8 protein-coding genes are annotated in these 24,814 nt (G+C 54.0%); 6 read left to right on the forward strand and 2 right to left on the reverse strand.

Going from position 1 to position 24,814, the window contains the following annotated elements; all coding sequences use genetic code 11:
- Positions 1–7: 7 nt before the first annotated feature.
- A complete protein-coding gene (locus tag C1N62_RS02605; RefSeq protein ID WP_137762159.1) occupies positions 8–1,210 on the reverse strand; it encodes a bifunctional succinylornithine transaminase/acetylornithine transaminase in 1,203 nt (400 codons plus the stop codon).
- Positions 1,211–1,766: 556 nt separating this feature from the next.
- Between C1N62_RS02605 and C1N62_RS02610 the strand changes: the two genes are divergently transcribed.
- Positions 1,767–3,041, forward strand: a complete 1,275-nt coding sequence (locus C1N62_RS02610; protein WP_137762160.1) for a Glu/Leu/Phe/Val dehydrogenase — start codon at positions 1,767–1,769, stop codon at positions 3,039–3,041.
- A 41-nt stretch (positions 3,042–3,082) separates the two neighbouring features.
- Here C1N62_RS02610 and aldA read toward each other — a convergent pair whose 3' ends face one another.
- The gene (gene aldA, locus C1N62_RS02615; protein ID WP_137762161.1) at positions 3,083–4,522 is read right to left on the reverse strand and encodes an aldehyde dehydrogenase; all 1,440 of its coding nucleotides are present in this window, start codon (positions 4,520–4,522) and stop codon (positions 3,083–3,085) included.
- Positions 4,523–4,918: 396 nt separating this feature from the next.
- On the opposite strand from aldA, the gene C1N62_RS02620 reads away from it, so the two are divergent.
- From C1N62_RS02620 to C1N62_RS02640, 5 genes are all read left to right on the forward strand, one after another.
- Entirely contained in the window at positions 4,919–7,807 is a 2,889-nt protein-coding gene (locus C1N62_RS02620) for an RHS repeat domain-containing protein (RefSeq protein WP_137762162.1), read from the forward strand.
- Positions 7,808–8,081: 274 nt separating this feature from the next.
- Positions 8,082–10,982, forward strand: coding sequence for an RHS repeat-associated core domain-containing protein (locus C1N62_RS02625; protein ID WP_137762163.1), 2,901 nt, complete (start codon positions 8,082–8,084; stop codon positions 10,980–10,982).
- Positions 10,983–11,221: 239 nt separating this feature from the next.
- The gene (locus C1N62_RS02630; protein WP_240775716.1) at positions 11,222–15,643 is read left to right on the forward strand and encodes a SpvB/TcaC N-terminal domain-containing protein; all 4,422 of its coding nucleotides are present in this window, start codon (positions 11,222–11,224) and stop codon (positions 15,641–15,643) included.
- A gap of 279 nt (positions 15,644–15,922) precedes the next feature.
- Positions 15,923–20,179, forward strand: a complete 4,257-nt coding sequence (locus C1N62_RS02635) for a Tc toxin subunit A (RefSeq protein ID WP_137762164.1) — start codon at positions 15,923–15,925, stop codon at positions 20,177–20,179.
- A gap of 35 nt (positions 20,180–20,214) precedes the next feature.
- Positions 20,215–24,744, forward strand: coding sequence for a neuraminidase-like domain-containing protein (locus C1N62_RS02640; RefSeq protein ID WP_137762165.1), 4,530 nt, complete (start codon positions 20,215–20,217; stop codon positions 24,742–24,744).
- The last annotated feature ends 70 nt before the right edge of the window (positions 24,745–24,814 follow it).

Consider the following 24,814-nt stretch of genomic DNA (forward strand, 5'->3'; position numbering starts at 1 on the left):
CCGCAACTCAGACAAAGCGGGCCACGGCGCGCGCCAGACGGGCAAACGCCTCGTCCAGATCGCGGTGGCTGATATCCAGCGCTGGCGCAAAGCGCAGCACGTCCGGCCCGGCGATCAAGGCGATCAGCCCCTCTTCGGCGGCCAGGTTGGTCAGGGCCTTGGCCTTGCCGCGCCACGGCTCCGCCAGCTCCGCGCCAATCAGCAGCCCCTTGCCGCGCAGCGCGCTGAACACGCCGTAGCGGGCATTCAGCTCCGTCAGGCGGCCCATCATCTCGTCGTGGCGCTCGCGCACGCCCTGTAACAGCGGCTCATCCAGCAGCGAGAGCACCTGCTCCGCCACCGTCGCTGCCAACGGGTTACCGCCGAAGGTGGTGCCGTGGGTGCCGGGCTGGAAAGCCTGTGCCCACGCCTCTTTCGCCAGCATCGCGCCAATCGGAAAGCCGCCGCCCAGCCCCTTGGCGCTGGTCAGCAGATCCGGCTCCACGCCGTAGGTCTGGTAGGCGTAGAGCATCCCGGTGCGGCCCGCGCCGGTCTGCACTTCGTCAAAGATCAGGGTGGCGTTGAACTTATCGCACAGGGTACGCAGCCCCTGTAGGAAGGCCGGGTCGGCCGGGATCACGCCGCCTTCGCCCACCACTGGCTCGACGATGATGGCGCAGGTCTTGTCAGAGATGTGGTTCTCCACCGCCTGCAAGTCGTTGTAGGGCAGGTGGGTGATGCCAGCTGGCAGCGGCGCGTAGTCGGCGGAGTATTTCGGCTGGCCGCCGACGGTAACGGTGAACAGCGTGCGGCCGTGGAAGGAGTTCTTGAAAGCGATGATCTCATGCTTGTGCGCGCCGTGGTGGTCATGGGCATACTTGCGCGCCAGCTTCAGCGCCGCCTCATTGGCCTCGGCCCCGGAGTTGCAGAAGAACACCTTGTCCGCGAAGGTGGACTCCACCAGCCGTTTCGCCAGCCGCAGCACCGGCTCGTTGGTGTAGCCATTGCCGATGTGCCACAGCTTGCTGGCCTGCTCGGTGAGGGCGGCGACCAGCGCAGGCTGCGCATGGCCAAGGGAGTTCACCGCAATGCCACCGGCCAAATCAATATACTCTTTGCCGGATTGATCCCAGACGCGGGAACCGGCCGCCTTGACCGGAATAAAGGGCGCAGGTGAAAAGCAGGGAACCATATATTTATCAAACCAGTCGCGCTGAATTTTTTCAGACATTACACCCTCTCCTGATCGCTATTTTTTTAAAGGCGAACTCATCCCGGCCCTTAATGTTTCAGGGCCTGCACGCAAGTTCATTTAAGCCAGCATGTTGTTACATCGTGCCAACGTGAGCATTAACAGCCACTTGGCGCGGCGCTGAAATGTATTTTTCTGAAAATAAAGGAATTTTTCCTGTATTCCTGATGGGTATGGCCAGGCTGGTGGCCCGTGAATGCTCTCAATGCTGGCCGCGTGCTTTAACAAAGTCAACACACGGAATCGCAAAATATTCACTTTTTGATCACATTCAAGCTTCTGAAAAATAGGAAAAATTCCTTTTTTATGCATTTTGAGTGCATAAAAACTGCATAAAAATCCCTTCCCTATGGGAGCGCAAAAAGATAATTATTTATTCACATTGGGCGGGTTTAATTTCCTGACGGGAAACTTTTTCGCAGAATTTAGCCATTTACCCCGGCTTTTTAAATGCTAGATTAATATCCGCATAGTGATATGCAGGTCACTTCCACGGTTCTAACAACATAAATAACTTTATTTAAAAAGGTTTGTTATGGAAAAGCTATCTTACGTCTCAGAGAGCAGCACGTCGGCATGGTCCACTTACCTTCAACAAATCGACCGCGTCGCACCCTACCTCGGCGACCTGTCACGCTGGATTGATACCCTACGCCACCCCAAACGCGCCCTGATTGTGGACATCCCGTTGCAGATGGATGACGGCACCATCCGCCACTTCGAGGGGTTCCGCGTGCAGCACAACCTCTCCCGTGGGCCGGGCAAGGGCGGCATCCGCTTCCACCCCGACGTGGATCTCAATGAGGTGATGGCGCTCTCCGCCTGGATGACCATCAAGTGCGCCGCGGTCAACCTGCCGTATGGCGGGGCGAAGGGCGGCATCCGCGTCGATCCCTTCTCCCTCTCCGAAGGCGAGCTGGAGCGGCTGACGCGCCGTTACACCAGCGAGATTGGCGTCATCATCGGCCCACAGAAAGACATTCCCGCGCCGGACGTCGGCACCAACCCGAAGGTGATGGCCTGGATGATGGACACCTACTCCATGAACCACGGCACCACCGTCACCGGCGTGGTGACCGGCAAGCCCATTCACCTTGGCGGCTCGCTGGGGCGTGAGAAGGCCACCGGCCGCGGGGTGTTTGTCACCGGCAAAGAGGTGGCGCGCCGCGCTGGCATTGGCATTGAGGGCGCCCGCATCGCGGTGCAGGGCTTCGGCAACGTCGGCAGCGAGGCCGCGCGGCTGTTTGCCGAGGCGGGCGCACGGGTGGTGGCAATTCAGGATCACACCGCCACGCTGTTCAACGCTGGCGGCATTGACCTGCACGCCCTGAGCGAGTGGCAGAACCAGCACAAGCAGATCGCCGGTTTCTCGGGCGCGAAAGAGATCGACAGCGAGGCCTTCTGGACGGTGGAGATGGACATCCTCATCCCGGCCGCGCTGGAGGGGCAGATCACCCGCGCCCGCGCCGAGTCACTGAGCTGCAAGCTGGTGCTGGAGGGGGCGAACGGCCCGACCTTCCCGGAGGCGGATGACATCCTGAAGGCGCGCGGCATCACCGTGGTGCCAGACGTGATCTGCAACGCCGGCGGTGTGACGGTCAGTTACTTTGAGTGGGTGCAGGATATGGCGAGCTTCTTCTGGAGCGAGGAGGAGATCAACGCGCGCATGGACAAGATCATGACTGACGCGATGGTGCACGTCTGGGATAAGGCGGTAGAGAAGTCCTGCACGCTGCGCACCGCGGCCTATATCGTCGCCTGTGAGCGCATCCTGATGGCGCGTAAAGATCGCGGCATCTATCCGGGCTGATACCCGTGGGTGCACGGGCGACGGCCCGTGCACCCGGTCGCTTACTGGTATTGCAGGTAGGCGACGTGGCTCTGCAAGTACTCCTCCAGCCCGTGGCGGCCATCCGCGCCACCGATGCCAGACTTACGCCACCCGGCGTGGAAGCCCTGCATCGCCTCAAAGTTCTCACGGTTGATGTAGGTTTCGCCGAACTTCAGCCCTTTTATCGCCTTCATCGCCACATTCAGATCGCGGGTAAAGATCGAGGAGGTGAGGCCATACTCGCTGTCATTCGCCAGCGCGATCGCCTCTTCCAGCGTGGAGAAGGCCATCACCGGCAGCACCGGGCCGAAGGTCTCCTCTTTCATTACCGCCATGTCAGCGCGGACATTGGTCAACAGCGTCGGCTCGAAGAAGTAGCCGCGCTCGCCGAAGCGTTTGCCACCAATCTCCACTTTCGCCCCCTGTTCCACCGCCTGCGCCACCTTCTGCTCGACGCGCTCCAGCGCCGCACGGGTGATCAGCGGCCCCATGTCCAGCTCGCTCTGCTGCGCCGGATCGCCCACCGTCACCTGGCGGAACGCTTCGGTCAGGCGGCTGACGAACGCCTCATAAATTCCCTCCTGCACATAGAGGCGCTCGGCGCAGTTGCACACCTGCCCGGTGTTGATGACGCGGGAGCTGACAATCGCCTTGACCGCCAGATCGACGTCGGCGTCATTCATCACGATGGCCGGTGCCTTGCCGCCCAACTCCAGCGACACCTTGGTAACGTTGTTGGCCGCCGCCTGCATGGTGGCGATGCCAGCGTTGACGCTGCCGGTCAGGCTGACCATGCCGACTTTCGGGTTGCCCGCCAGCTCCTGGCCGACCACCGGGCCATAGCCGGTGACGATGTTGAACACGCCAGCGGGCAGGCCCACCTCATCCACGATTTCGGCGAAGATCACCGCATTATTGGGGGTCAGTTCGCTGGGTTTCAGCACGATGGTATTGCCAGTGACCAGCGCTGGCGCGGCCTTGCGGGCGATCAGGAAGAACGGGAAGTTCCACGGCAGGATGCCAGTAGTGACGCCAATCGCCTTCTTGAACACCAAAATGTTCTCGTTCGGGCGATCGCTCTGCACGATCTCACCCTCATAACGGCGCGCCCAGCCAGCCATGTAGTCCAGATAGTCGGCGGTGAACAGCACCTCGGTCTTCGCCAGCGCCTGGGTTTTGCCGCCCTCCGCCACGATGGTCGCCGTCAGCTCAGCCTCGCGGCGGCGGATGCCTTCGGCAATCTTGATCAGCCAGTTGCCACGCTCCACCGCTGGCAGCGCCTCCCAACCCGCCTGCGCCGCCTCCGCCGCATCAATGGCGCGGCGCGCATCCTCGGCACTGCCCTCCGGCACCAGCGACAGCACCTCCTCCGTCGCCGGGTTCACCACCTCAATCCACTTGTCGCTGCGGTTCTCAACGAACTGACCGTTGATGTACATCTGTTGCTTCACTGGCGCCATGGTAGCCTCTCCGTAAACAGTATTTTATCGTCATGTTAATGAACAGGGCGTTTCCTGTTATTTGCCCGCCAACATGACCTACCTGGCCGGAAAACACCTTCATCTGGCTGCCATCTTCTGGCGCGCAGTGGCACTCACCAGAAGACCGGGATGACGCGGTTGGCATTTTTACGGTTTTTCGTGGGGGAGGGGGCAGATCGCCTTAATCCCATCAAAACCCACTCCGAACGTCACGACCTCGGACGGTCAGGCCGCCATATGACTCTTTTTACCTGGAGGTCATGCAAATTCTGCACACAGGCCACTGTTCTATTTATGTCACCCTTTTTTCTGGTTGCCAGCGGGCTGCTCGTTCAACGTCCCTGGTATTGAACATCAGACAAACTGGAAAATTTCATGACATACACTGTATTCACGGGGACGCCGGTTGTCACTGTAACGGATAACCGGGGCCTGACGGTACGCACGCTGGACTGGAATCGCACGCTGCCGGAGCAACCGCTGACGCTGTTGGTCACGCGTCTCACGGTCGCCGATCACGCCCTCTCCGGCTCCGCTGCCGACCCGCGTCTTTTCCGTCAGGGGAAAACCAATCTCATCACCTTTTCGACGCTCGCTGGCCAGACGGCCCGACGCGAGCATACGGACAGTGGCCAGCACGTTGCGGTTTTTAATGCCGCTGGTAGCCCGGTCTGGTCACGCGATCCGGCCGGCACGGTAACCCTCCAGCGCTATGACCCGCTCGGCAGACCCGAGTCCATCCGGCAGCAGAGCGGAAGTGTCACCCGCACCTCGGCCGGGTTTGTGTACGGCGATAATGACCCGCACACGCTGACGCCGCAGGAGCATAACCTGCGGGGCCAGTGCATCCGTCGCTATGATGAGGGCGGGCTGCTGACGACGGAGAGCGTGGCGCTGTGCGGGGTGCCGCTCGCCACCTCGCAACAGTTTTTCACCGATGCGGCCGCCCGCCCTGACTGGCCGCAGCCGTTCCCTCTGAGTTCAGATCTGCTGGAATCGCGGAGCTGGGCCACCACGCTGCGTGCCGATGCCCTCGGGCGGATCATTTGCCAGACGGACGCGGCCGGGCACCGGCGGTTACCGGGCTATGATGTCAGCGGCCGACAAACCCAACAGGCGGTGCAGTTGGCCGGGCAACCTGCGCCGAAGCCGCTGCTGGCGTCAGTGACGTGGAGCGCCGCCGGGCAGGTGCTGACCGAGGCGTCAGGAAATGGCGTGACCACCACTTACCGCTATGAACCGCAGACGCAGCGTCTGCAGGGCATTGTCGCCCGCCGGGAGCACGACGGCGTGGTGTTGCAGGATCTGAATTATCATTACGATCGGGTGGGCAATGTCACCTCAGTAATTGACAACACGACCCTGCCCAGCTGGTTCTGTAACCAGACGACCACCGGTGAACGTCGCTTTGGCTATGACGCGCTCAGCCAGCTCATCAGCGCCACCGGCAGGGAGGATGCCACCAACGGCGCGCAGAACAGCGGCCTGCCGTCGCCGAAGGGCATGGGGGCAGGCGAGGGCCGTTGCGTAAATTACACCCGCAGTTATGCCTATGATGACAGCGGTAACCTGAGCAGCCTGCAACATCTGGGGGCGGTCAGTCATACCGCTGGGATGGTGACCGATGTGGCCTCGAACCGCACGGTCTGCCGGGAAAATGGCAGCCAGACGCCGGATGACGTGGCATGGGACAATTGGTTTACGCCAGCCGGGCAGCTGCGCACGCTCCAGAACGGCGGGAGCAGCTCACCGCTCCAGTGGGATCCGAGCGGCTGGCTGCACACCGTGATTTTGATAGAACGCAGTGCGACAGAGGTAACCCAGAATGACCGGGAGGTGTATCAATACCGGGCGGGGATGCGGGTGCGCAAACAGACCCGCCGGCTGGTGAACAGCACCACCGGCGTGTGGCGCGTCGATGATGTGAAGTATCTCGACGGGCTGGAGATCCGTGACAGCTGGCAGGAAACCGCAGGCAGCAGCGCCGCGCCGACCTACCGCGAGCAACTGGAGGTGGTGACCACCCAGGCGGGGCGTCAAGCCATCCGTATTCTGCACTGGATCATGGGCCAGCCTGCCGGGCTGGGCAACGATCAGTTACGCTTCTCGGTAGACGATAATATCGGTTCCGCCTCGCTTGAGCTGGATGAGCAGGGGCAGGTGATCGGCAAAGAGGAGTATTTCCCCTACGGCGGCACGGCAGTGTGGTCAGCGCGCAGCAATGTCGAGGCGGACTATAAAGTCATCCGGTATTCAGGCAAAGAGCGGGATGGCACCGGGTTATATTATTACGGCTATCGCTACTATGCGCCGTGGCTGTGTCGCTGGACGGCGGCCGATCCGGGATTTGAAATCGACGGGCTAAATCTGTTTCGCATGGTGAGAAACAACCCCCTTACGCTACGGGATAATAATGGTTGTGCACCTTCCTCTGCGCAAAAGGCGTATGACCATATGGTGTCTGAGGGGGAGGCGTGGCACGAATTACCAAAAGAAGACGGCATTGCGGCAATCAGGAATTTATCACAGCAAAATCTGTCTCTCCTGAAAGCACAGCCGCTGACGAGACCAGAGGCAAACTTTATTCAGTATTTCCAAAAGCAGCCTGTCACATTAACACATTTCACCAACAGCGATTTTAGGGAAAACGGTAATCTTAGACTGCGGTCGAGAATTAATTTGCAGAAAAGAGGCGTTAAATTCTCCCAGAGTAATACGGTTCAGCTGGATTTAGATAGTTTTGCCACAGACAGCTTTGTTTTCTTTTCTGTCTCACTGGGTGAGAAGTCAACGAAAACCCGTAGCCGTTTTGGCAATATATCTTACAGCGTACCACTTGATAAAATTAAGAAAAAATCCAGGGACTATGCACATATTGAACTGACCGATCTCGCTCAAAACGATCAGCGGCCAACGACAAAAAGGCCCGAATGGCTGGAGCGTTCGGATAATGATACCTTTTTCCACAGCAGTGTCGAAAATAACAAAATAACCGATCTGATATTTTTTGGTGACGATATGATGGAGGGGATGGCATATAGAATTGTCTCCGATCTCCGTTGCTTCTCAGAAAAAACCAGAGACAGGGTGCTGGCGATGAGGGATACCAAGGACGTGGACAGCGTGATGAACTCATTGTACCGGCCACAGATACTATTCCCGAATTCGGTAAAAATTAAAGCCGCTGATCTTCACTTCGAGAATATGGCGCTTGCTGAACAACAGGGTGCCAGTACGTCGGCTGCAAAACAGTATTGGATCTGAACATTCATTGACTGTCATTAATTATCGTTGAAAACAGCACAGTGGTGCTTTCTGATATTTCAAACAGCATGGCCGTACCGGCCCCATGTTTTTGGTTCAAGAAATGCCACCACTCTGCAACCTTTGGGCCGTCATATCACCATTGTTTACCTAGAGGTCATGCAAATTCTGCACACAGGCCACTGTTCCACCTGTGTCACCCTTTTTTCTGGTTGCCAGCGGGCTGCTCGTTCAACGTCCCTGGTATTGAACATCAGACAAACTGGAAAATTTCATGACATACACTGTATTCACGGGGACGCCGGTTGTCACTGTAACGGATAACCGGGGCCTGACGGTACGCACGCTGGACTGGAATCGCACGCTGCCGGAGCAACCGCTGACGCTGCTGGTCACGCGTCTCACGGTCGCCGATCACGCCCTCTCCGGCTCCGCTGCCGACCCGCGTCTTTTCCGTCAGGGGAAAACCAATCTCATCACCTTTTCAACGCTCGCTGGCCAGACGGCCCGACGCGAGCATACGGACAGTGGCCAGCTGGTTACGGTTTTTAATGCGGCTGGCAGCCCGGTCTGGTCACGCGATCCGGCTGGCACGGTAACCCTTCAGCGCTATGACCCGCTCGGCAGGCCCGAGTCCATCCGGCAGCAGAGCGGAAGCGTCACTCGCACCTCGACTGGCTTTGTGTACGGCGATAATGACCCGCACACGCCGACGCCGCAGGATCATAACCTGCGTGGCCGGTGCATCCGTCGCTATGATGAGGGCGGGCTGCTGAAGACCGAGAGCGTGGCGCTGTGCGGGGTGCCGCTCGCCACCTCACAACAGTTTTTCACCGATGCGGCCGCCCGTCCTGACTGGCCGCAGCCGTTCCCCCTGGATTCAGACCTGCTGGAGCCGCGGAGCTGGGCCACCACGCTGCGCGCCGATGCCCTCGGGCGGATCATTTGCCAGACGGACGCGGCCGGGCACCGGCGGTTACCGGGCTATGATGTCAGCGGCCGACAAACCCGGCAGGCGGTGCAGCTGGCCGGGCAGCCTGCGGCGAAGCCGCTGCTGGCGTCGATGACGTGGAGCGCCGCCGGGCAGGTGCTGACCGAGGCGTCGGGAAATGGCGTGACCACCACCTACCGCTATGAACCGCAGACGCAGCGTCTGCAGGGCATTGTCGCCCGCCGGGAGCACGACGGCGTGGTGTTGCAGGATCTGAATTATCATTACGATCGGGTGGGCAATGTCACCTCGGTAGTTGACAACACGACCCTGCCCAGCTGGTTCTGTAACCAGACGACCACCGGTGAACGTCGCTTTGGCTATGACGCGCTCAGCCAGCTCATCAGCGCCACCGGCAGGGAGGATGCCACCAACGGCGCGCAGAACAGCGGCCTGCCGTCGCCGAAGGGCATGGGGGCAGGCGAGGGGCGTTGCGTAAATTACAGCCGCAGTTATGCCTATGATGACAGCGGTAACCTGAGCAGCCTGCAACATCTGGGGGCGGTGAGTCATACCGTCGCGATGGTGACGGATGTGGCCTCGAACCGCACGGTCTGCCGGGAAAATGGCAGCCAGACGCCGGATGACGTGGCATGGGACAATTGGTTTACGCCAGCCGGGCAGCTTCGCACGCTCCAGAGCGGCGGGAGCACCTCACCGCTCCAGTGGGATCAGAGCGGCTGGCTGCACACCGTGATTTTGATAGAACGCAGTGCGACAGAGGTAACCCAGAATGACCGGGAGGTGTATCAGTACCGGGCGGGGATCCGGGTGCGCAAACAGACCCGCCGGCTGGTGAACAGCACTACCGGCGTGTGGCGCATCGATGATGTGAAGTATCTCGACGGGCTGGAGATCCGTGACAGCTGGCAGGAAACCGCAGGCAGCAGCGCCGCGCCGACCTACCGCGAGCAACTGGAGGTGGTGACCACACCGGCCGGGCGTCAAGCCATCCGTATTTTGCACTGGATCATGGGCCAGCCTGCCGGGCTGGGCAACGATCAGTTACGCTTCTCGGTAGACGATAATATCGGTTCCGCCTCGCTTGAGCTGGATGAGCAGGGGCAGGTGATCGGCAAAGAGGAGTATTTCCCCTACGGCGGCACGGCAGTGTGGTCAGCGCGCAGCAATGTCGAGGCGGACTATAAAGTCATCCGGTATTCAGGCAAAGAGCGGGATGGCACCGGGTTATATTATTACGGCTATCGCTACTATGCGCCGTGGCTGTGTCGCTGGACGGCGGCCGATCCGGGATTTGAAATCGACGGGCTAAATCTGTTTCGCATGGCGCACAATAATCCCGTGACCCTGAACGATATTGACGGGCTGGCACCCGGCAGCCAAAGAGCCACGGAATTATGGCAAAAAGCCGCTTCCGTCTGGCTCCCTCCCCCTGATACAACGACCATTCGCAAACGAATAGATAAACGCTATTGGGGCGAACAATTCCGCGGTGTGACCTATTTAGACCCGGAAGAGTTATCATCGCGTAAAGTCATCTTTGGTGACCAGGTTAATGAAGAAGGAGAAGTGGTTAATGAAGAGGACATCCTTTTTTCGCTACATAATGGTATAAAAAAAGAGATCAATACATCCTCACTTGAGGAAAACCCGGTGAAGACATGGTGGGGCCGTCCAGGATGGGCGTCGTTTAAAGACGCACCTACATTGGCTCTTCAAGTGAGCGATTTTATGCATGCATATGTGATTGACCTGAATGGTGATATGTTTACAGAAGCGCATGCAACCCACTATTTTCACCATTCATCTTTTAAAAGCGGTGCACCGGTAAAGGATGCAGGAATGATCAATATCCTTAATGGTGTTGTGATCGGGATGTCAAATAAGAGCGGGCATTATATGCCATTGCTTGAACAGAAGGTTTTTTTACTGAAAAAACTCTACGATCGCATCCCTGCTTCTCGGGAGAATGGTTTGGGTGCGCTGGGGCATTTAGTTGTTCAAGACGCTAGCACGTTTAAATATTATTCGGCTGAAAAATTACTCTCTGCGTTTACCGGCAATAAGTATATGGATCCACAGACTAGAACAGCTCAATCGGTGGATACTATTGCTGAGGCGGAGGTTTCTGTCGAACAGGCTGCGACGATGATCCGTAATCGCTATAAAAACTATTACGTCCCTTATGCGCAAGCAAAAAATTACCCGTTACCAGAGTTATAAGCCTATAACAGGGAGCGTGAGGCACAAGGCCTCACGCAAAGTGTCTATTTTTTGCCCGGCTCTCGTTTAATTTTTGCCGTAAGAGATCTTTTCTCGTTGTTTACCATCAGCCTCAATGTGCGCAAGAACATTATTTGTCGAAAACAGGGCCGCATTTGATTGTCTGTTTTTACGTCATCCGTTCATTATCCTGACGATTGCCCCACTCGACAGGGTAATAATAAATTAGGAATATTATCATGCCAGAACCTATTAAAACGTCAGGAGCATTACCTGTCTCTGTCACTCAGCCTCAGCTACCCAAAGGGGGCGGCGCATTAACCGGAATGGGGGAAATGTGCGGTCAAGCCGGGCCGGATGGCGCGGCGACAATGACCATTCCGCTGCCAATAAGCGCCGGGCGAGGTTTTTCACCCTCTCTGACCCTCGGTTATAACAGTCAGGGAGGCAATGGTCTATTTGGTCTGGGCTGGAGCTGCGGAGCGCTGCGTATTAGCCGCAATACCCGCTATGGAACGCCACGCTACGATGAAACCGATCAATTTATCGGGCCGGAGGGGGAGCTTCTGGTGAAAACCGCCAGTACCGCCGCCCAGCCCAATCCGACGACCTGCCATCAATACGGTAATCTCAACCTGTCTCAAACCTATACCGTCACGCGTTATCAGCCGCGTATTGAGGGCGCATTTAATCGCCTTGAATACTGGCTGGGGAATATGGCCGCGGAGGCGTTTTGGCTATTACACGAAAATAACGGCAATCTGCATATGCTGGGTAAAACCGATGCGGCGCGAATTTACGATCCTGATAACCCGAACCATGTGGCCGAATGGCTGATCGAAGAGTCCGTAAACCCGGCTGGCGATCATTTATGCTGGTGCTATCAGGCTGAAAATGAGCAGGGTATTGACCTCTCCGGCCCGGAACAAAACCGCGATCACCGCGCCAACCGGTATTTATCTGAAGTACGCTACGGCAGCAAAAACAGCAGAAAGGATCTCTGGCTGTGGCAGGGCGAGATGCCGCAGGAGGAGTGGCTGTTCTCGCTGATCTTCGACTATGGGCAGCGAACCTTGTTGCCGGATGTCGCACCAGACGCACTCTCTACCGACGTCTGGAAGGTGCGCAGCGATCCTTTCTCTCGCTACGATTACGGGTTTGAACTGCGGACGCATCGGCTATGCCGACAGGTATTAATGTTCCATCATTTTCCACAGCAACTCTCGTCCAACCCGACGTTAATCTCACGTCTGCTGCTGGAATATGATGAGCAACCGGCCTTGACGCTGCTTACGGCGGCGCAGACGCTGGCCTACGAACCGGATGGCACGGTGCAGTCACTGCCGCCGGTTGAGCTGGCGTATACCCGCCCTGACAGTGCCGAGGATGCGCAACGCTGGCAGCAGATGCCCGCTCTGACAGGGCTGGACTGCGCACCCTACCAGCTTGTTGACCTGTATGGCGAAGGGGTGCCCGGCGTGCTGTTCCAGGAGGCGAAAAGCTGGTGTTACCGGGCGCCGGTGCGCGATCCCGCCGATAAAAACGGTGTGGTGTATGAGGCGTGGAAAGCGCTACCGGCCATCCCGTCGGTGCAGAGTGCCTCTTCGAAGTTGGTGGATATTGACGGTGACGGCCAGCTGGAGTGGATGGTCGCCAGCCCCGGCTTTGCCGGATTTTTTACCCGTAAATCGGATAACAGCTGGGGCGACTTCACCCCGTTCAATGCCCTCCCGATTGAGCTTTTCCATCCGCAAAGCCAGTTCGCACACCTGATGGGGACGAAATATGCCGATCTCGCGATGGTGGGGCCTAAAAGCGTGCGCGTCTATGCCAGCGAGGGGAGCGCGTTTGCACCGGCAATCAACGTTGATCAGGATACCCAGGTGACGCTACCCGTTGCCGGCAGGAACGCGCGGGAGATGGTGGTCTTTGCGGATATGCTCGGTTCAGGCCAGCAGCATCTATGCCGTATCCGTTACAACGAGATCGTCTGCTGGCCCAATCTGGGGCTGGGACGTTTTGGTAAACCCATCACCCTCTCGCTTCCGGCTACTCTGGACGACGAAATGGCGTTCAATCCAGAGCATCTCCTGCTGGCGGATACCGACGGCTCCGGTACCGTCGATATCCTCTATTTCTGCCACGATCGGGTGAATGTCTGGCTGAATTACGCTGGCAACCATTTTGCGCCGGGGGCGACGATCATGTTGCCAGAAGGGGTGAACTACGACCGGTTGTGCCAAATTGAAGCCGCAGATGTGCAGGGCAATGGAATGGCCAATCTGGTGCTGTCCCATTACGGCCAGACGCCGTCTCATTGGCGGTTTTGCTTCAGCGCGAATAAACCCTGGCTGCTCAGTTCCATTAACAACAACCTCGGGGCATCGCATACGCTGCAATACCGTAGTTCAGCACAGGAGTGGCTGGATGAGAAACGCGAAACGCCCTCTGCCATTGCCCATTTGCCGTTTGTGGTGAACTTGCTGGTCGGTCAGACCGTGATGGATGAGGTGACCGGAAATCGACTCAGCCAGCTTTATCGCTACCGTCAGGGGGTGTACGACGGCAAAGAGCATGAGTTTCGTGGGTTTGGCTATGTTGAAACGGTGGACACGAACGACATTGCCACGCCCGTAGGAGATGATACGCCGATCGCAGCGCCCTCGCTGACGAAATGCTGGTTCCACTGCGGGAGAGGGAGTGATGAGTTCGCACTCTACGGCCAGCCGTGGCAGGGTGACAGTGCTGCACCGACGCTGAATCCGACACGTCTGACAATGTGGCAAAACGACAAAGAGGTCGTCGCTGATACGCTCGCGCCCGACACACAGTGGTGGATGTTTCGCGCCCTGAAAGGCTCGCTGCTGCGCCGTGAAATATGGGGATTGGATGACACCGAGCAGGCGAACACCCCTTATAGCTGCACCTGGCTGCGTATGCAGGTTCGTCTGATGCAGGATGGCCCGCAGCCGATAGTCGTTCCTTGTGTGCTGGAACAGGTCGATGGACGCTATGAGCGTGTGGCCAGTGACCCTGCCATCACCCATCAGGTGCAACTGGAGATCGACCGCTATGGCGTTCCCCTGCATAGCGTGACTATCGCTTATCCGCGACGGCAGAAACATCTGCTGCCCTCCCTGCCGGATTACCTGCCCGATGATGCCTGGGAAAATACCTATGACGAGCAGCAGAACACTCTGCGTCTGGAAGAGCAGTTAGCGTCGGTGATGCATCTGGAGGGCGCGCAGGCGTGGCGGCTCAGGCTTCCCGCGCAAAATCGCAGTAACCACCTGGTTTATGATGCCTCAAAGGCGGCGGATGTGAGCTATGAAACGCTGAGTTCACCGCAGGGGTTGTTGGGTAAGAGTCAGACCCGCTATCTGGGCCAGCAAAATGAAGTGGTTTACCTGACCTCTCCGCCGGATCTCAGGGCGAAAGTCGCCTTTGTGCGCACGGCGGTACTCAATGACATCGCGCTACAGGCCTATGAAGGGGTGGATATTCCGCCTGAGTACCATTTCGATAAACTGGGGTATGTCTCTGTCCCGGCGCTTCTCTCTTTCAGCAACGAAGCGCCGCTGTGGGCGGTGGAGCACAACATCACGACCTACTACAGCGATGAACAATTTGGTGGTGTCAAAACGCAGCAAGAGACCTCGCTGACCGCCCCGATGACCTATACCTATGATGAATATGCGTTGTGTCTGGTGAGCCAGAAAGATGGTCTGGGAAACACCACAAGCGTGGAGTATGACTATCGTTTCCTGATGCCCTGGAGAATCACGGACATCAACGATAATCACCAGGAAGTGCAAACTGACGCACTAGGGCGCATCAAAGGAAGCAGCGTGTATGGCACCGAAAATGGCGGGCAAAACGTTGGTTTCAGCCCAATTAAAGATGCGCCAGTGCCCACCGCGCTAACCGTTACGCAGGCCATCGCGCAGGCGACGGCGGTGGGTTATCTCCAGTCGCTGGCAACTATTCACGCCACGGATATGTTCAGTTGGATGGGGCGTATCTCCACGCAACAGGCGAATGCTGCCGCGAATAACGGCTGGCAGACGTTGCTGGCAAAACGCGCCATCACCTTTGAGGGTTACGTTCGTGCGCCAGGATGGCGCTGGGCGACAGAAAATGCACAGCATCCGCTTGGTGCGCTTATTCTACAGACCGCCCGTACGCCACTGCATTCGGTCACCTTGACGGCAGATAACTATCCTGACACCCAAGATCCGCTGAATCCGGGCGTGCTGCTTCAGCAAACGCAAATACAGGTGGCGTTCAGCGACGGTTTTGGCCGTAGCCTGCAACAAGCCATGCGGGTACCCGATGGAGAGGCGTGGCATCTGGAGCCGGACGGTGAAGTGGATGTGACACCTCGCCCGGCCTCTCCTCGCTGGGCGATCTCTGGGCGGGTAGAATATGACAATAAAGGGCAGGTGGTGCGCAGCTATCAGCCCTATTTCCTCGATGCATGGTTTTATGTGATTGATTCATCGATGAGAACGCAGGGATACAGCGATACCCTTTATTATGATCCGCTGGGGCGTAATACCATCACCATGACCGCGAGTGGTTATATGCGCAGGGCCAGCTTCTGGCCGTGGTTTAACGTCATGGAGGATGAAAACGATACGGAAGGCTTGCCGATGGCGTAATGCGTTTTATAAACCGCAGTGATTGACTGCAACCGCATCCAATAACGGTTGCACAACCTATGGAGAGCCGCCATAAAATGAGGCTCTCCATTTTTTTATCTCCTCAACCTCTGTCTATCTTTTGCTTTATTTCCCGGCAAAAAAGAGTCTTTGAACTCTCCTCTTATTGTTTACTCTTCATCTTGATATATGGCCTGTGTGGGAATATTTCATCACAGACAAAGCGTGATAATTCTTTGTCACTGCTATTTTTTGCTGGCTTAAATTAATGAGGTTATTATGAGTGAAAGTAATCCCGTTCTTGCTCGAATTGAGAAGAAGCTCTGTCTCTCTCCCGGCATCTTTTCTGAATTAGGTTATCAGTCAGTATTTGATATTGTCTCAATGTCCAAAAAGAGCTTTATGGATAAACACCAGTGGCAGCTCGGCGAGGATTGCGAGGAGGCATATGCCCTGGCGGTCGGCGTCGCGCATTATGTTCGTCGGCAGTTTCTTAAATTTCGGGAACACAAAGCGGGAGACGCATCCCAACAGGAACCGATGCCACGGCTATTGCAGGGCAGTGAAAACGTGCTGATGGCGCAGGAGCAAGCCTCATTACCCCCAACCTGGAATAATCTGTTCAATGAAGAGTGGCTGAACTATTGCCAGGAGGAGGCACCAGAAGCGAATAATTCGCCTGTGGCTTATCTGACCTGGTTGTATCATCGGGCGCAAGAGTTTGAAAATGATCTGGGCGCGAATGATATTGTAACCCTTAATGAGCGCCGTCCCGACCTTGGCGCGATGCTGATTGATGACAATGCCATTAATCAGGTTGTTCCTGCGCTACAGCTGGTCAATGAAGTACTCGACAGCACCATCTCCCCGTGGGTTAAAGAGAAAACGCCTGATACAACGGTCAACAAAACGCTCTCTTCGACACGTTATCCCTCGCCGTTGCCTTACTATTTTCCTCACGATCAGGCTAAGCTGGCACTGGATAATGTCGATGTCTCGCTGAATGACATTATTTCGCAGAGCGACACTCAGTGGCCCTATTTTTTGAGCAACAGCAAAACTGGAGATAAAAGTGAACATGCTATTGAGCTGGAGAGTTACCTGTCACCCGCTCAGGTGACATTGCTCACAGAGAAGGTTTCCGCAGATTCATCATTTTATCTGAAAAACTTGGGGCTAGATACCAGCAGCTATACACCCTTTACCGACAGCGAAGTACTGTGCGCACAGACGAACATGACTCAGAATGGACTGGAGGAGCTTCTTTCCAGCACGCAGGGGGGGAGCCGTGTCGTTGCATCGCCTAACTGCATATCGGTATCGCCATCTTCAGCAACCTTTGCCTCTTCCTATATTAACGGTTATTTAGAGCCGGCATTGACTTTAAATTCCTCACCAGCCGTATGCCCGGATGATAATCAAGAGAGCCTGACAATTGTATTAAACGACAAAGTTGCACTGTGTACTGACGGCCGCTTCGGTGAGGGAATCACTCTCGATGCGCGGGAAAATGCACAAGCGTATATCCCGCTCAATCTGGGTTATGACAGAAATAAACTGAAGGACTTTTCACTGGCATTCTGGTGCAGACTGGAATCAGAGGTGAAAGATCTGGCGATTATTACTACTAATAAACTAAAATATTATGCGGCATCGGATATCGGTATTACACTGTTCGTGACGATGGGAACCGATAAAAAGGCAGCCCTCAAGCTGAATTGTAGTGATGGAAAGACGCAACTGGATGTTACTAGCAATGTTATTTGCCCACAGCATGAATGGTTTTTTGTGGCGATTAATCAAGATGCTGCGAAGAAAAAACTAGATTTATATTGCTCTGTTGATGGTAAGACGCTGAGCCATAGTGAACTTAACTTTGCGCAAATTAACACAATTGGTTATTCCGGCGCATTGCAAGGTTTTAATGGCAATAAAGATAATCAATATTATAACTATCTTTATTCGGAACGAAGAATGAGCATGTCCTTTGATGATATTACCACTTGGGACAAAGTTCTTATGGAAGATGAAATTATTAAATTTGTCACCAGTGGTATCCCCAAGGCGGGTTACTCCACGATGACGCATTACTATCCGTTGGATACAACGGATATCAACTTCCTTTCAAACGATCGTATGCAGCGCATTAATCGGATGGTGCGTTTACAGCGCTGGCTGGGGCTGCCTTATGATAAAGTCGATTTATTGTTGAATGCCTGTATTGCGGCGCAGGGTGTCAATAACAGTGATTACCAGCTGAATAATCATATTGTGCGCATGTTGGGGGTGTTCCGCCATTATCAACAGCATTACCAGGTCACACCTGAGCAGTTCTCCGCGGTAATCTATCAACTGACGCCCTATGCGGTTTCGCCTGAGGTGCCGTTCATCGATCGGGTGTTTAACTCGCCGTCCCTGTTTGAGACGCCTTTTACCCTCACTGACGCAACGTTTAATTATCGCTCCGATTCTGAAACCGACAGCCGTATTGTAAAACAGCTATGCGCTGGGTTAGGGCTGAACCAGGCCGAGTTTCTGGTGATTGCTGACGAAGTGGCCCGTAGCCAGGGCGACGTCAGTAAACATACGCTGGCCTGCTCGCTGAAGGTCGTATCGGCGTTGTATCGTCTGGCGATGCTGCCACGTTGGCTGGGCTTATCGTTTGCTGAAGGCATGTCATTATTTACCCTACTGGATTGTGTGACAACGCTGAGCGGTGTTCCGCAACTGGCCAAGCTGACAGGCAGCCCGGCGCAACCAGATAAAGGCGATCTGTTGGATATGTTAATGGCGCTGAGCCAGGCCGTAGAGTGGAGCAAAACACACTCCCTCTCCTGGATGACGGAATATTTGCAATTGCAACCTGCGTCAGATTCTCTGGTGCCGTCGTCTGAAACGGTGAATTTTATTACACAGATTAACCAGCAGCTTCCTGCAACGCTGTTAAGTGAGCAAAGTTTTACTGCACCGGGCATTCCTCAAAGCGGGCAAAACAGCAGCGGGGTATTTACCTGTAATGATTTTACACCGGTAGCGAAAGTGGTGAGTGCAGCCTACCAAATGGATTCGGCAAAAGGGCAGAAAGGCCAGTTTACCGCAGAGGCCAATGCGTTAACGAAAGGCAATAAAATTTATACCATTGGCGTATGGTTTTATGCTGATGATCCTCTTTCAACAAGCACGCCGTTAATTTCATGTCATGCCACAGGCACGCAAAAAGCTGCTACGGGGATTAATATCAGCTTTGAATCTGATTACCGTCTTAAGCTGAGAATTGAGGATAATAAAGGGCTTGCAATAACAGGAAACTCACTGATTTTCTCTAAGCGGATGTGGCACTACTTTGTTCTTTGTCTGGATACGCAGAATAAGAAATTAACTGCTTATTTGTGTAATTCCGCCAGGAAAATACAAACAGCGACGCTGGATTACTCCTCATTGTCCGGCTCGGTTGTCATTCCTGAGGGACAGGGGTGGTATTTAAACGACAATGGCTCAGGTAATTATTATCAAAACAATAAAAACTCCCATGCACTCTTGAGTTTCGATGAAGTGAGCATCTGGGATACGCTGTTAACGCAGCAACAGGTTCAGGAGATTTATGATGCGAAGAAACCGGCAAAAAACACGAAAACGCCTAAACTTTGCGGCCTGCAAGGGCTAAAAGATATCGCCTGGATGCAGATGCTGCCCGATCTGATTGATGAAAAAAGTGGTCTGGTGTTACCTGAAGCAAAAGACCTGCCCACCATTCAGGAACGGGTGGCCAACGACCTGGCAGGGTTTATATTCAGTGATAATGAAGAGACTGAACGGGTTATCGATGTCGTCGCTACCGTTATTTACCAGGCGCTACGCGCGCAAAACAGTATCGCTGATAGCGCGTTGTCACAACGTTTCTCGGTTGATCAAAGTGCGACGCCAAAACTATTCGCATGGAGTAATGATTCAGAATATCGCCTGCTCTCCGAGTGTCTCGCCTATGGCGACAACCTGGATATCACATCCATTCATCTTGAGTTCTTGAAAAAGCTGTATGAGCTTGGACGTCGTGCCTCTGTCGTTAATTCATTCCGCTTAACCGCATCATCCCTGGAGACGCTGTTGGCGCATCCCGAATGGTTTGCCCTTAACGATGTTTCATTAACGCTGAAGCTGCTGTATCGCCTGAGCCGCTATCAGGATCTGCTGGCACTCAGTCAAAGCGAAGACGCAGTCTGTGCCTATTTGCGTTCCGTGAACGCACCCACGCCTGACGCGACCACGGCGGCGTCGCAACTTGCGGAATTGGTGCAGTGGGACAGTAAAGAGGTGGCGATTGCAGCAGGGGTATTTGGCACCGGCGGCGTGGCGAAAACGCTTGAGAACATCGATGGAGTGATGCGTTTGCATACCCTCTGCAACAGTACGGGCCTCTCAGCAGCGCCGTTACTCAGCACGGCTGACCTGACGCTTGCCTCTGACTGGAATGACTGGCAGGCGGTGGGTGAAGCATTAATGGCTGCGCAATCACCTGTCGCGGTAATCAGCGAATAATCGCTTGGGTAAAATTTTATCTGAAAGGTTAAAATATGAATAATAATATTTCAGCGATGCTGAGCCAGCATCAACGTGACGCACTGCTCTCTTATTATATTGGGCAATATGTACCAAATAGTAGCAATCAGTATTTAAAGGATAATATTAAATCGGCAGAGGACGTTTACCAATATTTGCTGCTTGACCCACTGGTCACGAATGAAGTGCCGACCTCCTATGTCTCTTCAGGTATTGCAAGTATTCAGCAGTATATTAATAGTATGGTAATGAACGTTGAGCGAAACGTGAATACCAGTCAGCTCGATGCGGATATGGTGGAAATCTGGTGCAACGGTGCCAGCCAGTATAATATTTGGGCCAGCGAGGTCGAGCTGGATACCTATCCAGAGAACTACATTGACCCTACCCTGCGGCAGGGGCAAACGCAATATTTCAGGGAGTTGACTACCGATCTGAGCCAAAACGCACTCGGTGAGAACAGTGCGCAACAGGCAATAATGAGCTATCTGAATAAATTTGAACAGGTTGCCAACCTGGATATTATCAGTGGCTATTTTGATGGCACCGATCAACTGAGCTCTGTCTACTATTTGCTGGGCCGCACTAAAATGTCGCCTTATAAATATTACTGGCGCTCTTTTGATATGGCAAAAAATATCAACAATACGGTGCTCTCTGATGCATGGAGTGAATGGAAATCGATCAACGTTGCCTTTAACACAGAGGCGCTGGTGGGCACGATTCGTCCGGTGTTTCTAAATAACCGCCTCTATTTATTCTGGTTTGAAATGATCAAAGATGGCCAGACGACAGAGAGCCAGGAGAGTAGCACGTTTACCATCAACGCCTGGTGCGCATACTATGATCTGAGCGAAAAGTGGAGTGCGCCAATACTTCTTACTAGTGTTGATAAAGACGTGACAGCCGGGAATATTAGTGAGTTGATTGAATCACTGAAAAATGGCGATGCTCCTTCGACGGTCGTTGTCAATTGTATGCCGGAAGATGCCAGTAAACAGCCCTATATAGCACTGTCGTTGTATAGTAAAAATGATTCATTAACAGAAGGTTATGCTTTTTTCTCAGTAAAACTCGATTACTGGATGAATGTTGTTAGCATTGGTATGCCTGATCTGATGCCACTATATAGTAGATTTGATGGTGATAATCAGAAAGCGGTACAGCATATTTTTAGTCTTAATCAGAAGTATAATGTTTCGTGTACGAAACTGAGTTCCAAGGAGTGTAATCTGTTACTTGGCTTGATACCATCGTTGAATAGTAGCAATGTCGAAATTGATGAATCTACTGGTTATGTGAAAAACATATCTACATACATTAATTTCGATAAGGCCTATCATGCGAAACTTACAGGTATGAATAGCGAAGGATATTGGGGGCGCTTCTGGTTTAAGGACTACCCTGAGTTTCCTGCTACAGGATGTGATCAACGTGTAGGGTTAGTTGGTGAGAAGGGCAAAAATGACCCCATTCTATTGATTGGGTCAAAATTCAGGGCAATGATAGAGACTATAGAACCAAATCAAGACACTGCTGTTTTTAGTGTCTTGCATGATGCAGTGCTTACATTTGATAACCCGGATGGTGATCCTGGTCATGCATCGGTTTTTTATGGTAGTACCCTTGGGATAGGTGATTCAGGTGTAATTGAATGTAGCCGGTCAGAAAATAAGCTTTATCCTATTGACTTAAATCCAGGTACGCCTAGATTAAAATTTTCAGATGGCTATTTCGTGGATTATCTAGAGAGTGAAAACCTTAATACAAATGCCAAGTATGAATACCAGAATACAGAGTTACGTGCTTACCAGGATGCCTGGGGTAAAGGAAGCATCATCGGCAAGATTGGCCCCTCTGCAAATTTGGCCCCCTGCACCCTTACCGGGACGGCATCAGGAAGTTTTTCTACATTAACGTACAGCTATGGTATCTATGTTGATGATGAGCATGTCGCATGGCATAGTTATTATATAGAGGTCAGCGCATTCGATAGTATTAAGTCTCCAGTGATTACTACTGGCGTGGCTACGGTTGACGGTAGCGCCATTTATCTTGACTTTACAGACAGTCAATTTAGCAATGGAACCGCAGTGAACCCCATCCGCTTGAATACACTGTTTGCCAAGGAGTTGATTAATAAAGCCAGCATCAGTATTGACTCACTCCTGGACTGGAAAACACAGTTTACCAAAGAGCCGCCGTTATCGAAGAGCGAGGGTCAATCAGTTAGCATGGACTTTCATGGTGCCAACGGCCTCTATTTCTGGGAACTGTTCTTCCATATGTCGCATCTGGTTGCCTGGCGTTTGAATGAGGAAGGAAAGTACGAAGATGCGCAACGCTGGCTGCACTATATCTTTAACCCTGCGGCACAGGGGCGTATCAGTAATGACAGTACTATCCCGGCCCCACCTGATTACTGGAACGTTCGCGCTTTGGTTGAACAACCTGCCGCGGAAGCACAGGGCATGGCGCTGCGACTGACAACTGATGTCGATGCGCTGGCAAAAGCGGATCCGCAACATTATCAGAAGACGATCTTTATGGCCTACCTGCGCAATCTTATTGCCGCCGGGGACAATAGTTATCGTCAGTATACAAATGACGGACTCAGCCTGGCGCGCCTCTATTATCATCAGGCCAAAACCTTGCTTGGGCCGCGACCGGATACGCGTGTTGCCCAGTACTGGCAACCCGATACGCTGTCGTCAATTGAAGATAAAGCCAGTGAATCACGGGCGCTGCGTCAGTATGAGTGGTCACTGCCGGAATCGACGCTGTTGTTGGCTGGCAGTGTGAGTGCGACGATGAACTCCGATGGCACCATTTTCATGGCGCCGCTTAACACCCAACTGATCGGCTACTGGGACACGATTGATGCCCGTGTGTATAACCTGCATCATAACCTGACGCTGGAAGGGCTGCCGATGTCTGTTCCGCTGTTTGCCCAACCGGTTAATCCAACGCTGCTATTGCAGCAGGCTGCGCAGGGCGGCTCCTTAACCGCGACGATCAACCAGATCACCAGCAGTCTGCCACCCTATCGCTTCCGGACGATGTTGCAGAGTGCGAAAGAGGCGGCTGGAACGCTGGCACAAATGGGGCAGACGTTACTCAGCTATTGCGAACGTAAAGATGCCACGTCATTACAGGAACTGGATCAACAGCAACTGTTCAATTTGTCGAACTTCACCATTGCCCTTGAGCAAAGCGCAATGGATGCGTTGGACGCCGAAAGGGAAGCGCTGTATGCCAGTCGCACCAGTGCGATCAACCGTTACAACCATTTCAACCATCTGTTTGTAAGAGGGGTAACTGGCGGTGAAGCGGCGGCAATGGCATTGCAGACATCTGCCAGTATTCTGGCGATGACGGCAGCACCGTTCTATGCCGCGGGTATGATCTCGAAAACCATTCCCAATATTTTCGGTTTTGCCTGCGGGGGGCAGGAGATTGGTGCGCCGGTCCTTGGTGCCGGGGTTGCTCTGCAGATGAGTAGCGATGTGTTGGCGAGTAGCGCGCAACAAATCCAGACATCTGAAGGGTATAAACGCCGCAGTGAAGAGTGGGAGATCCAGAGTCAGCAGGCGCAGGACGAAATCAGCGTGATTGATCGCCAGTTGGACGCCCTGGCTGTTCGCCGACAGGCGGCGAACACATCGCTGAAACTGGCGCAGGCACAGCAGAAAAACCTGAGTAATACGCTGAATTTCCTGTCCAGTCGCTTTACGCGTGCCGAGCTCTATTCCTGGCTCTGCGGGCAGATTTCGGCCCTCTATTATCAGGCTTATGATGCGGTTCTTGCACTGTGCATGACCACAGAAGCGTGCTGGCAGTATGAAATGGGCGATATAACGACACGCTTCATTCAGACAAACGCCTGGAATGACAGCTACCGTGGGTTACTGGTCGGCGAAACCCTGCAACTGAATCTTCACCAGATGGAGTCTGCATGGCTGGGCCGCAATACGCGCCGGCTGGAATTAACCAAAACCGTCTCGCTGAAATCATTGATGGCTGACGACAATGCCTGGTCGCAATTTATCAGTACCGGTAAGATCGATTTTAATCTTAATGAGGCGCTGTATGATGCTGATTATCCTGGCCATTATCTACGCCAAATCAAAGCGTTGTCGGTAACCTTACCTGCACTGATCGCACCTTATCAGGATATTTGCATGATGCTAACGCAAACCGGCAGCAGCGTATTGTTGAAGCCAGATGTGGAGGGCGTTAAATACCTGGTTGATCCGAAGAAAGGATCGTCGGCGAATGTGCTGAAAAATCCACGTGCCAGCCAGCAGATTGCCGTCTCTTCTGGTCTCAACGATGCGGGCGTCTTTGAGCTTAATTTCGGTGATGAACGTTACCTGCCTTTTGAAGGCACCGGTGCCGTATCAAGCTGGCAAATTATGTTCCCGAACGCAACGTCTGCGAAGCAGAAGGCGCTGCTTGAGAGCCTGAACGATGTGATTATTCAGGTTCATTACACGGCAAAAAATGGCGGGGAGAATTTTTCACACTCTGTAATGGGGTTATGAGCATCTGAAAATAGTTAACTAACTGATAATGCCAGTCAGTGAAATCACTGACTGGCAGTTTTATCGGTTT

This window comes from Nissabacter sp. SGAir0207 (assembly GCF_005491205.1).
Classification (GTDB): domain Bacteria; phylum Pseudomonadota; class Gammaproteobacteria; order Enterobacterales; family Enterobacteriaceae; genus Chimaeribacter.